This window comes from Kitasatospora sp. NPDC059088 (assembly GCF_042738155.1).
GTDB lineage: Bacteria > Actinomycetota > Actinomycetes > Streptomycetales > Streptomycetaceae > Kitasatospora.
Map to the genome: position 1 here is coordinate 1 of NZ_JBHYGR010000214.1, position 11361 is coordinate 11361.

At 75.8% G+C, this 11361-nt stretch carries 6 protein-coding genes; 1 reads left to right on the plus strand and 5 read right to left on the minus strand.

What is annotated here, in order from left to right; all coding sequences use genetic code 11:
- Positions 1–107 precede the first annotated feature (107 nt).
- The 3 genes from cimA to ACFWXO_RS43585 form a co-directional block, all read right to left on the minus strand.
- Positions 108–1730: a citramalate synthase gene (cimA, locus tag ACFWXO_RS43575; RefSeq protein ID WP_375897205.1), complete on the minus strand. Its 1623-nt coding sequence runs from the start codon at positions 1728–1730 to the stop codon at positions 108–110.
- A gap of 361 nt (positions 1731–2091) precedes the next feature.
- Positions 2092–3204: a branched-chain amino acid aminotransferase gene (locus tag ACFWXO_RS43580; protein ID WP_375897203.1), complete on the minus strand. Its 1113-nt coding sequence runs from the start codon at positions 3202–3204 to the stop codon at positions 2092–2094.
- Positions 3205–3418: 214 nt separating this feature from the next.
- Positions 3419–4456: a 3-isopropylmalate dehydrogenase gene (locus ACFWXO_RS43585; protein WP_375897202.1), complete on the minus strand. Its 1038-nt coding sequence runs from the start codon at positions 4454–4456 to the stop codon at positions 3419–3421.
- A 185-nt stretch (positions 4457–4641) separates the two neighbouring features.
- Here ACFWXO_RS43585 and ACFWXO_RS43590 point away from each other — a divergent pair, with 185 nt between their 5' ends.
- Positions 4642–7116, plus strand: a complete 2475-nt coding sequence (locus ACFWXO_RS43590; protein WP_380532372.1) for a YfhO family protein — start codon at positions 4642–4644, stop codon at positions 7114–7116.
- A 171-nt stretch (positions 7117–7287) separates the two neighbouring features.
- Here the strand turns inward: ACFWXO_RS43590 and ACFWXO_RS43595 are convergent, their stop codons facing one another.
- Together ACFWXO_RS43595 and ACFWXO_RS43600 are read right to left on the minus strand one after the other, a co-directional pair.
- Positions 7288–10638, minus strand: coding sequence for a S8 family serine peptidase (locus tag ACFWXO_RS43595; protein ID WP_380532375.1), 3351 nt, complete (start codon positions 10636–10638; stop codon positions 7288–7290).
- Between the two features lie 260 nt (positions 10639–10898).
- The gene (locus tag ACFWXO_RS43600; protein WP_380532377.1) at positions 10899–11060 is read right to left on the minus strand and encodes a hypothetical protein; all 162 of its coding nucleotides are present in this window, start codon (positions 11058–11060) and stop codon (positions 10899–10901) included.
- Between the last annotated feature and the right edge of the window lie 301 nt (positions 11061–11361).

Sequence of the window (11361 nt, forward strand, 5' to 3'; positions counted from 1 at the left end):
TTCCTGTCTCCGCTGGAGAGGTACACCTCGTTTTCTTTGGGTCTGGTGGGGTGGGAGATGTGTCTACGAGCCAGGGGTCCGGCGGGCCGCCGTCGGGCCGGGAGCGGTCAGGCGGACGGCTCGGAGCGCTCCTCCGGCTCCAGCCCGGCCCGGATCAGGCCGTAGGTGTACGCGTCCTCCAGGGCCAGCCAGGAGGCGGCGACCACGTTGTCGGCCACACCGACCGTGGACCAGCTCGCGGTGCCGTCGGTGGACTCGATCAGCACCCGGGTCTTGGAGCCGGTGCCGTGCTGGCCCTCCAGGATGCGGACCTTGTAGTCCACCAACTCGAAGGTGGCCAGCGGCGGGTAGGTGCCCTCCAGGGCCGTCCGCAGCGCCTGGTCCAGCGCGTTGACCGGACCGTTGCCCTCGCCGACGGCGATCCGGCGCTCGCCCTTGGCCCACAGCTTCACCGTGGCCTCGTTGCCGGAGACCCCGCCCGGGCCCTGCTCGCTGATGGTCCGCCAGGACTCCAGGCGGTAGAAGCGGTCCCGGCTGCCGCGCACCTCGTCGCGCAGCAGCAGCTCGAAGGAGGCGTCGGCGGACTCGTAGGTGTAGCCGAGGTTCTCCTGCTCCTTCACCTTGGCCACCACCCGGCCGGCCAGGTCGCGGTCGGTGGAGAGGTCGTAGCCCAGCTCCTTGCCCTTGAGCTCCACCGAGGCCCGGCCGGCCATGTCGGAGACCAGCATCCGCATGGTGTTGCCGACCAGTTCGGGGTCGGTGTGCTGGTACAGGTCCGGGTCGACCTTGATCGCCGAGGCGTGCAGGCCGGCCTTGTGGGCGAAGGCCGAGAAGCCGACGTACGGCTGGTGGGTGGACGGGGCCAGGTTGACCAGCTCGGCGATCGCGTGCGAGATCCGGGTCATCTCGGCCAGCCGGCCCTCGGGCAGCACCCGGCGGTCGTACTTCAACTCCAGCGCGCCGACCACCGGGAACAGGTTGGCGTTGCCGACCCGCTCGCCGTAGCCGTTCGCGGTGCACTGCACGTGGGTGGCGCCGGCGTCCACCGCGGCCAGGGTGTTGGCCACCGCGCAGCCGGTGTCGTCCTGGGCGTGCATGCCGACCCGGGCGCCGGTCGCGGCGATCACGTCCGCGACGGTGTCCCGGACGCCGGCCGGCAGCATCCCGCCGTTGGTGTCGCACAGCACCACCACGTCCGCGCCGGCCCGGTGCGCGGTGCGCACCACGGCCAGGGCGTACTCGCGGTTGGCCCGGTAGCCGTCGAAGAAGTGCTCGCAGTCGAGGAAGACCCGGCGGCCCTGGCCGCGGAGGAACTCGACGCTGTCCCGGATCATCTCCAGGTTCTCGTCCAGCGTGGTGCGCAGCGCCAGCTCGACGTGCCGGTCGTGGGCCTTGGCCACCAGGGTGACCACCGGCGCGCCGGAGGCGACCAGCGCGGCCAGCTGCGGGTCCTCGGCGGCCTTGCCGCCGGCCCGGCGGGTGGCGCCGAAGGCGACCAGCCGGGCGTGGCGCAGCTCCAGTTCGGCGGCGGCGCGGGCGAAGAACTCGGTGTCCCGGGGGTTGGCCCCGGGCCAGCCGCCCTCGATGAAGCCGACCCCGAACTCGTCCAGGTGCCGGGCGATGGCCAGCTTGTCCGCCACCGTCAGGTTGATGCCCTCGCGCTGTGCGCCGTCGCGCAGGGTGGTGTCGAACACGTGGAAGCTGTCGTCGGTACGGCTGACCTCGGTCATGACCCCTGGTTCTCCGTTCGGGGAGGTTCGTACTGCTCTGCCGGATTCTCGTCCCGGCTCCACTGTCCAGGATCCCGCGCGCGGCCCCGGTGTCCCCGGGCCCCTTGTGGGGGCCGTCGGCCGGTCCGAGGAAACAAAAAGACCCCTCGCGGGTGCGAGAGGTCTGCGCGCGGGTCTGGACGCTCGTGGTCGCTCCGCATCGGGTCGTGCGGGAGCGGTCACTGCGGACCGGCGCGCCTGCTGCCAATAATCAGCGAAAGCGAGGACACGCCCGTAGCTTGGCACAGCCTCCGGGATCCGGCCCGCCCGTCTCGCGATGCGGAACGGGGCAGGCCGGAGGGGGTGCCCGGCGTCCGTGGGATCAGACGATCTTGTGCAGCCAACCGTGGGTGTCGGGGCGCTGGCCGCCCTGGATGGCCAGCAGGGCCTTGCGCAGCTCCATGGTGACCGGGCCGGGCTCGCCGGTGCCGACGGTCCAGTCGGCGGCCGCGGACTTCACCGAGCCGACCGGGGTGATGACGGCGGCGGTGCCGCAGGCGAAGACCTCGGTGAGGGTGCCGTCGGCGTTCGCCTGCTGCCACTCGTCGGTGGAGATCTTCCGCTCCTCGACCGCGTAGCCCAGGTCGGCGGCGAGCTGGAGCAGCGAGTCGCGGGTGATGCCGGGCAGCAGGGCGCCGGACAGCTCCGGGGTGACGATCTTCGCGTCCGCGCCCTCGCCGAAGACGAAGTACAGGTTCATCCCGCCCATCTCCTCGACCCACCGGTGCTCGGCGGCGTCGAGCCAGACCACCTGGTCGCAGCCCTTCTCGGCGGCCTGGGCCTGGGCGACCAGCGAGGCCGCGTAGTTGCCCGCGCACTTGGCGGCGCCGGTGCCGCCGGGCGCGGCGCGGACGTACTCCTTGGAGAGCCAGACCGAGACCGGCTTGACGCCGCCCGGGAAGTAGGCGCCGGCCGGGGAGGCGATGATCATGAACAGGTAGGAGTTCGCCGGACGGACGCCCAGACCGACCTCGGTGGCGAACATGAACGGGCGCAGGTAGAGGCTCTGCTCCGGCTCGTTCGGGACCCAGGCCCGCTCCTGCTGGACCAGCAGCTCGACCGCCTCGACGAAGGCCTCCACCGGCAGCTCCGGCATCGCCAGACGGCGGGCCGAGGCCTGGAAGCGCAGGGCGTTGGCCTCGGGGCGGAAGGTCGCGATGGAGCCGTCGGCCTGGCGGTAGGCCTTGAGGCCCTCGAAGATCGCCTGGCCGTAGTGCAGGGTCATGTTCGCCGGGTCCATCTCCACCGGCGCGTACGGGACCAGCTGCGCGTCGTGCCAGCCACGGCCCTCGGTCCAGCTGACGGTGACCATGTGGTCGGTGAAGACGCGGCCGAAGCCAGGGTTGGTCAGCCGGGCCTGGCGCTCCGCTGCCGACAGCGGGTGGGCGGAGGGCTTGAGGTCGAACGTGATGGGCGCCTGGGTGGGCGTGCTCATGGCTGTTTCCTTCACCGTGGGGTTCGTTCGGGCCGCCACCGCCGAAGGAACGTTACGGCTCTCCAACGCCGGAACGAACGCACAACGGCACGGCCCACTGTCGATACTCGCATCCAGAGGGCCGTGCCGAACAGCTGCCCGCTCCTTGGGGAGCTGCAAGCTGCGGTTATGCGGAGCGGCCCGGCCGGCCGGATCCGCTCGGGTTCCGGCCGGCCTAGCCGGCTACTCGCTCGGCGAGCACGTCGCCGACCTCGGAGGTGGACCGGGCGCCCGAGCGCTCGGCGAGGTCCGCCGCGACGGCGGCCTCCACCCGGGCGGCCTCGGCGGCGAAGCCGAGGTGCTCCAGCAGCATGGCGACCGACAGCACGGTGGCGGTCGGGTCGGCCTTGCCCTGGCCGGCGATGTCCGGCGCCGAGCCGTGCACCGGCTCGAACATGGACGGGAACTCGCCGCTCGGGTTGATGTTGCCGCTCGCGGCCAGGCCGATGCCGCCGGTGACGGCCGCGGCCAGGTCGGTCAGGATGTCGCCGAACAGGTTGTCGGTGACGATGACGTCGAAGCGCTCCGGCTGGGTCACGAAGAAGATGGTGGCCGCGTCGACGTGCAGGTAGTCGGTGGTGACCTCGGGGAACTCCGCGCCGACCTCGGCGAAGATCCGGGTCCACAGGTGCCCGGCGTGCACCAGCACGTTGTTCTTGTGCACCAGGGTGAGCTTCTTGCGCGGCCGCGCCTGGGCCCGGCGGTAGGCGTCGCGCACCACGCGCTCGATGCCGTACGCGGTGTTCAGGCTGACCTCGGTGGCCACCTCGTGCGGGGTGCCGGTGCGCAGCGAGCCGCCGTTGCCGACGTACGGGCCCTCGGTGCCCTCGCGGACGACCACGAAGTCGATCGCCGGCTGACCGGCCAGCGGGGAGGCGACCCCGGGGAAGAGCCGGCCCGGCCGCAGGTTGATGTGGTGGTCGAAGGCGAACCGCAGCTTGAGCAGCAGCCCCCGCTCCAGCACCCCGGACGGGACGCTCGGGTCCCCGATGGCGCCGAGCAGGATCGCGTCGAAGGCCTTGAGCTCGGCCAGCACGTCGTCCGGCAGCGTCTCCCCGGTCCGGTGGTAGCGCCGGGCCCCGAGGTCGTACTCGGTGGTCTCCAGCTTCACGTCGGCGGGGAGCACGGCGCCGAGGACCTTGAGGCCTTCGGCCACCACCTCCTGGCCGATGCCGTCACCCGGGACAACTGCGAGACGAATGGTGCGAGACATGCTCGGACCCTACTCCGCCGTCCCAGGGGCTGACACCTCACGTCCAGCATGCGGACTCGTACGGAGGATCCCGGGGCTTCCCGACGGCGCGTCACCCCTTTGAGGGGGCGCGGGTGGCGGGAGGTGCGCCGGGGGCGCGCTTAGGGTGGCGGGGTCCGGGATTCCTGGCAGAACGGGGCGCGTGGGTGAAGGCCGAACGGCGGCGGGAGGTGCTGGTCTGCGGGGCCGCGGCCGGGCTGGCGACGGGCGCTTTCGCGCTGGCGGCGGCGGTGCGCGGGCGGTGGCCGGGCGGGGCCGACGCGATCGCCGTGCCGTACCACGCGCACCTGTGGGACCTGCTGCACGGGCAGGCCACCGGGGACCTGCTGTTCAACTGGAACAGCGGCTACGGCGTCCCGTTCCTGGCGGACTTCTTCGCCTACCTGATGAACCCGTTCTCCTGGCCGACCGCGCTCCTCCCCCGCGACCAGGGGCACCTCGCCGTCTTCCTGGTCGCCCTGGCCACCATCGGCCTCGGCACCGCCCTGATGGCCCACCTGCTCGGCCGGCTGCACCCCGGCCCCCGGTGGCTGCGGGTGTTCGCCGCCGTCGGGTACGGGCTCTGCGCCTGGGTGCTGGACATCGGCGGCGGGGCGCCGATGTGGCTGTGGGGCCTGGTCTCGCTGCCGCTGCTCGGCCTGGTCGGGGACTGGTGCCTGCACGAGCGCCGCTGGGTGGCCGGCGCGCTGTGCGTGGCGCTCGCCTGGGCGGGCAACCTCTACACCGCGGCGCTGGCCACCCTGATCGCCGGACTCCTGTTCGCCGTACGGCTGTTCGCCACCCCGCGCCCGTTCCGGCACCGGGTCCGGGCGACCGGGCGGGCGGTCACCCTGACCACCGCCGGGGTGCTGCTCGCCGCCCCCGTGCTGTTCGTCGCCGTGCGGGCCGCGCGCGGCGCCCAGCCGGAGTCCCCGGTGCAGCCGCTCGGCCCGTCCGGACTGGACGGGCACCTCGCCCAGCTGCTGCCCGCCATCACCGGCGGGCGGCCGCTTCCGGACGTGGCGATCGGGGTGCTCGGCCTGCTGCTGGTGTGCGGGCTGCCGTTCAACCGCCGGGTGCGGGTCCGCGAGCGGGCGGTCTGGTGCGCGGCGCTGCTGCTGGTGGTGCTGAGCTTCGTCTGGACCCCGACGGTGCTGGTCTGGCACGGCCTGGCGATCCCGGCCGGCGGGCCGTACCGGGTCTCCTTCGTGCTCAGCGGCCTGCTGGTGCTGGCCGGTTGGGTGTCGCTCGCGCACCGGCCGGACCGGGTGACCCTGCTGGGCGGCGCCGCGCTGACCGCGACGATCGCCGCGCTGGCGGCGGCCCGGGGCTCGGTGCACGCCTCCACCTGGGTGCTGCTGGGGGTCGGCGGCGCCGTCCTGCTGGCCGCGCTCGCGGCGCTGGACCGCCGGCACACCGACCGCCAGGTGACCGCGCTGGCCACCTGGGTGATCGGCGGCGCGGTGCTCGGCAACGCCGTCTGGTCCGGGTACGCGGCGCTCGGCGCGGCCCCCGACGACGGCGTCTCCCCCGCCGCCGTCCGGGCCGGGCACGCCGCAGTGCGGGCCGGCGCCGACTGGCCGGACCTGCGCAGCGACCCCGGCCCGCACGCCTTCACCCCCAACGACCCGCTGCTGCTGAACGGCCAGGGCGGCGGCTACTCCAGCGGCTACCTGCCGACCGTCGCCGCCCTGCTGCTGCACGACCTCGGCGCGGGCTGGACGGCCGGCGGGCGGCAGACCGGGGGCGTCACCGACCCGGTCGGCCAGGCGCTGTTCGGGGTCGGCGCCCACCTGGACGACGCACCGCGGCCCCCGGGCTTCACCGCCGTCCGGGCCCCCGCGCCGCCCCTGGTGACCGTGCTGCCGCCGGGCGCCCGGACGGCCACCTCCTCGGTCTGGTCCCGCCAGGAGTCGCTGCTCGGCAGCCAGGTGTACGACGCCCCGCTGCCCGTCCCGGCCGGCGGCCCGGCGCCCACCCTGCACGGCACCAGCGGCTGGTCGGTGCCGGGCGGTGCGGAGGGCACGGTGTTCACGGCCGCCTGCACCCCGGGCTCGACGGCGTACGTCCACCCGCTCTGGTACCGCGGCACGGTCAGCGGCCTGGGCACCGACTTCCGCAGCGACGGCGAGCAGCCCACCACGGCCGTGCCCGTGCACCGGCTGGGGACCGTCCCGGCCGACGGCACGGTCCGGGTGACCCTGCGCTCGGACGTGGTCAGCCAGGTCCCCGCCCGCCCGATCGGCTGCCTGCGGGCCGACGCCCTGGCGGCCGCCGTCACCCGGCTCACCGCCGCCGGCGCCACCCGGGTCGAGGCCGGCGGCCACACCCTGACCGCCGCCCTGCCGGCCGGCTCCACCGGCACCGCGCTGTTCTCCGTCCCCGCCACCGAGGGCTGGACCTGCGCCGTCGACGGCGGCGCCCGCGTGGTGCCCACCCCGGTCCTCGGCATGATCGGCGTCCCGCTCGGCGGCGGCGCCGGCCGGGTCTCCTGCGCGTTCCGCCCGCCCGGCCTCACCGAGGGCCTCACCGTCGCCTCCGGCACCGCCGCCGTGTTCGTCCTGGTCGCGGTCTTCGCCCGGCTCTCCCGCCGCCCCACCCGCGTCCCGCGCCGCGAACGCCGACTGGCCGCACGGGACTGAGCGGACGACGCCAGGGGCGGACAGGGGCGAGGGGGGGGGGGGGGGGCGGCGGGGGGGGGGGGGCGCCCGCCCCCCCCCCCCCCCACCCCGGCCAGAGAGGGCCGCGATGAGACACGCCGCGGGCGCGGCCGGGGGGGGGGGCCCGCCCCTCGGGCCCTCCCTAGCGTCGGGTCACGGCAGGTCGAGCACCTGGGCCCGGCGGTCCGCCGGGTTGAGGTGGTAGAGCAGCAGGAGCCGGGAGCCGTCGCCGGGCGCGCGGTGCACGTCGAGGAAGGTGCCGGGGCCCGCCGGGGTGACCATCGCGACCGGACCGGCGAGGCCGGACCGCACGGTGAGGGCCGGGTGCAGGACGTCCAGCGGGACGGTCGGACGGGTGCCGCGCAGGCCGATCGAGGAGAAGGAGTCGGCCGGGTCGGGCGTGCCGGAGGCGGCCACGCCGGTCCAGACCCCGTACCGGACGGTGCTGTGGCCGGGCCCGACGCCGGGCAGGGCGCCCAGCCGGACCGGGAGCACCACCACGTCGCTGTCCAGCAGCTCGGTGTCGGTGTCGCCCCAGCGGGCGTTCAGCGGCTGGACGTCGAGTTCGGCGCCGGTGCGGGCGTCCAGGGCCCGGGAGACCAGGACGTCGCTGCCGCGCAGCCGGTCGGCCTTGAGGATCACGTCGGTGACGCCGTCCCCGTCGGTGTCCAGCGACACCCGCACCCCGTACAGCCCGACCGGGGTGGCCGCGGGGGCCCACAGCCGGGCTCCCACGTACAGCAGGTCGGAGTCGGCGGCCGCGCCGACGGCCCGCAGGTCCGCGACCCGGTCGCCGGGGTGTTCGACGCAGAGTTCCTGGGGCGGCTCGGCCGACTCCCCGGCGTCCTCGGGCCGGACGCCCGCGCCGGGGCCGACGGCCTTGCCGTCGCCGGGTCGGCAGTCCGGCCAGCGGGCGCCCTCGCCGCCGAGGGCGAAGGCGCTGACCAGTCCGGGTGCCGCGCCCGGCGCGGCGCTGCCGCCGAGGGTGACCAGGGTGCCGTCCCGGGGGGTCCGGGCGGAGGCGGTGACGCCGAGGTCGCCGGTGGGGCGCGGGGCGGCGAACACCGGGACCCGCAGCTGCGGCAGGGCCCCGTCGGTGACCGGGCTGAGCAGCACGCGGCCGGACAGCTCGCCCCGGTAGCTGCGGGCCCGGCCGCCCTGCTCGGTGTCGATGGTCGGATCGGGCGTGCGCCCCAGCCGCCCCGGGACGGACAGCGTGACCCGCACCCGCGCGGTGCCGCCGGCCGGCACCTCCACCCGCGCCGGGCTCACCTCGAAGGCGGCGCCCGGCAGTTCGGTGGCGGCCGCGTAGCCGGTGCGGTAACTCAGCGGCGCGGAGGCGTGGTTGGCCAGCTCGATCTCGCGGACCAGGGCGGTCGGCCCGCCGACCTCGACCGGCCCGTAGGAGACCCCGACGCCGCCCGGCGCCGCGCCCTCCCCCGCCGCGTAGGCCACCACCGGGGTGCGGACCGCTCCGTCGACCCGGGCCCGCCCGGCGCCGGTGCGCTCGGGGCCGTAGACCGGCCCGCTGCGGTCGTCGCCCAGGTAGGTGTCCGTGCTGGTGTTCATCAGGGCGGCCTTGACCTGCTCGACCGGCCAGTCCGGGTGGGCGGCGCGGACCAGCGCGGCCAGTCCGGCGACGTGCGGGGTGGCCATCGAGGTGCCGTTCTCGCGCTGGCCGCCGGTGCCGCTGCCGACCAGGGCGGACCAGATGGTCTCCCCGGGGGCGGCGAGGTCGGGCTTGACCACGCCGGGCAGGCCGATGCCCCGGGAGGTGAAGTCGGTGAGGGTGTCGACCCGGGCCGGCTGGTTCCGCGCGACGGAGCCGTGCAGCGGATTGCCGGGCGCGGCGAGCCGGACCCGGACGTCGCCGTCGGCGGCGGCCTTCACCAGCCGTTCGCCGTCCGCGCGGCCGAGCAGGACGGCCGGGATCCGGTCGTTGCCGGAGATCTCGGCCAGGTGGTCGCTGTCCGCGGCGTAGAGCGCGCCGATCGCCCCGGCGTCGGCGGCGTGGTCGGCCCGCGGGCCGGAGTTGCAGGCCCGGTCGGGGTCGCGGGTGTTCCAGGTGAGCACCGCGATCCGGCCCTTGAGGCGCTGCTGGTCGGCCGCGCTGAACTCGGTGCAGCCGTCCGCCTGGTCGGCGGGCACGGCGAGCCCGCCGGTCACCTCGGTGGTGCTCCAGCCCTGGTAGCGCTCGCTCCAGTGGCCGGGGACGACCCCGGCCTGCGCGGTGGGGGCGAGCACGGTGATGCCGTCCACGTCGGCGTGCCCGTGCACGGAGGCGGCGACGGTGACCGCCCGCACGGCCGTGCCGGGGCTGCCGCCGATGCCGTACACGTCGCCCTCGTTGCCGGCCGCCGCGACCACCACGGTGCCCAGTTCGGCGAGCCGGTCGACGGCCAGCGCGTCGGCGTCGTCGGGGCTGCCGAAGCGGCTGCCGAGCGACAGGTTGACCACGTCGAGCCGGTCGCCGAGGTCGCCGTCGCCGTTCGGGTCGGCGGCCACGTCGAGGGCCTGGGCGAGCCGGTCGGTGGAGCCGTCGCAGCCGAACACCCGGATCGCGTAGAGCTGCGCGCCGGGGGCGGCGCCGGGGCCGATCCGGAACGAGGCCGGGTCGAGCCCGGGCCGGTACGGGCCGGCGTACGGGTGGCCGTCGGCGGTGACGCCGTACCCGGCGGCCGTCCCGGCGACGTGGGTGCCGTGCCCGTTGCGCACGCAGTCCAGCGGGTTGTCGCTGGGGTGCGGCACCGGCTGGTGGTTGGGGGCGGCCGGGTCGGGGTTGTAGTCGTCGCCGACCAGGTCCTTGCCGCCGACCACCTTGGCGTTGGGGAACAGCGCGGCCGGGGCGGGCTTGCCGCGCTCGACGGAGCGGAAGGCCTCCTCGGTGCCGGGGCCGCCGAAGTCGGCGTGGGTGTAGTCGATGCCGCTGTCGATGATGCCGATCCGTACGCCCCGGCCGGTGTTCCCGTCCGGCGCGGTGTCGCCCGACCAGACCTGGGGGGCTCCGGTCAGCGGGACGGAGTAGGCGTTGTCGCGCTGCTTGTTCACGATCGGGTGGACGGCCCGGACGCCGGGCAGCGCCCGCAGGGCGGGCAGCCGGTCGGCGGGGAGGCTGACCGCCAGGCCGGTGAGCAGGGTGCGGGTGCGGTAGAGCTCGCGGGCGGCGGGCGCCGACCGGTGGACGGCCCCGGCCAGCCGGTCGAGCGCGTCCCCGGCCCGGGAGCGCTGGGCGGCGCCCGCCCGGGCGGCCTCCCGGCGGACGGCGTCCGGCGAGCGCCGGGCCCGCCGGGCGCCGTCGGCGGCGCTGCGCCAGGCCGGTCCGGCCGCCTCGGTGTCGAGTTCGAGCAGGACGGAGGCCGTCCGGCCCGGTGGTCCTGCGCTGGGTGGCCCGGCGCTGGGCGGTCCGCCCGCGGCCGGGGTGGCGGCGAGCGCAGCTCCGGCGGCCAGCAGGACCAGGGTGAGGCCGATCCGGGCGACCGGTCGGCGGACGGGTGGCAGACGCACTGGTGGCTCTCCCCCGGGAGGGGGACTGATCCGCACGCCGTGTCGCAGACGCCCGCCCACGCGGACGTCGATCACCCTTCCGGGGGCCCCAAATTAGGATGATCGCGATGACGGGCGCGAGCGCCTTCCCTCGAACGGGTCCGGTTCGCACCCGATGGAGTGACGCAGCGTCAGCCCGGTCGGCTCAGTAGGCCGATCAACGCCGATCGGCGGTCCGGTCGGTGGCACCGACCGGCGGCACCGGCCGGCCGCGGCCGCGCTCAGCTGTGCCCGGTGGCGCCGCCGTTGTCCCGGCGGTCCAGCGAACGCTGCAGCGCGGCGGCGGCGAAGGGGTTCCGCTCGCTGGCCCGGCGGCGGCGCGGGGCGCGGACGGGGGTGGCGGCGGGGGCGGGGGTGGCGTGGCGGTCGGCGGTGGTGGGCATACCGGGCTCCTTGGAAGCGGCGCGCGGGCAAGCGCGGCAGGGGGTGGGAGAGGTACGCGCGGGGGCAGGGGTCGCCTGCCCGTGGGGGCGCACGCGCACACGGGCCGCACACCCTGGCTACAGGGGCGGCACACCGTATGGCCCTTCCACGGTACGACCCCGCCCCGGCCGTGTCTGCACGAATACTTGGATTTCCTAGTATCTGAGACGGCTGTCACCCGGGGGAACGCACCAGGGCCCGGGGGGGGGGGGCGGTGGGGAGGGGGGGGGGGGGGCGGCGGTCAGAGACAGTGGGGCGCCG